Here is an 863-nt window from a genome sequence, read left to right as displayed (position 1 = left end):
GTATCAGGTGGTGAAGTAGGCGCTTTAACTGGTCCTTCATTAATGCCTGGTGGTCAAGAAGCCGCTTATAATAAAGTCAGTGATATCTTAGATGCCATTGCAGCTAAAGCGCAAGATGGTGCATCTTGCGTAACATACATTGGCCCAAATGGTGCAGGTCATTATGTGAAAATGGTTCATAACGGTATTGAATATGCAGATATGCAATTAATCGCTGAAAGTTATACAATGATGAAAGACTTATTAGGTATGAGTCATACTGAAATTTCTCAAACATTCAAAGATTGGAATGCTGGAGAACTCGAAAGTTACTTAATAGAAATTACTGGTGATATTTTCACTAAATTAGATGAAAATAATGAACCATTAGTAGAAAAAATATTAGATACTGCTGGTCAAAAAGGTACAGGTAAATGGACTTCTATTAATGCATTAGAATTAGGAATTCCATTAACAATTATCACTGAATCGGTATTTGCTCGTTTCATTTCATCCATTAAAGAAGAACGTGTTAATGCGTCTAAATCATTAAATGGACCACAAGCTTCATTTGATGGTAATAAAGAAGAATTCTTAGAAAAAATCAGAAAAGCATTATATATGAGTAAGATTTGTTCTTACGCTCAAGGCTTTGCGCAAATGAGAAAATCGAGCGAAGATCACGAATGGAACTTAAAATTAGGTGAACTGGCAATGATTTGGCGTGAAGGTTGTATCATTCGTGCACAATTCTTACAAAAAATTAAAGATGCTTACGATAATAATCCAGAACTTGAAAACTTATTATTAGATCCATACTTCAAAAATATTGTTACAGATTACCAAGATGCATTAAGAGACGTCGTAGCAACAGGCGTTAAAAA

1 protein-coding gene is annotated in these 863 nt (G+C 34.0%); it reads left to right on the top strand.

What is annotated here, in order from left to right; genetic code table 11:
- Positions 1–863 (top strand): NADP-dependent phosphogluconate dehydrogenase (gene gndA / locus ACZ267_RS12740; RefSeq protein WP_162513572.1); only part of this gene is annotated, 863 nt, incomplete at both ends.

This window comes from Staphylococcus sp. AC872 (genome assembly GCF_979255425.1).
This window is presented reverse-complemented; position numbering and strand designations above follow the sequence as displayed.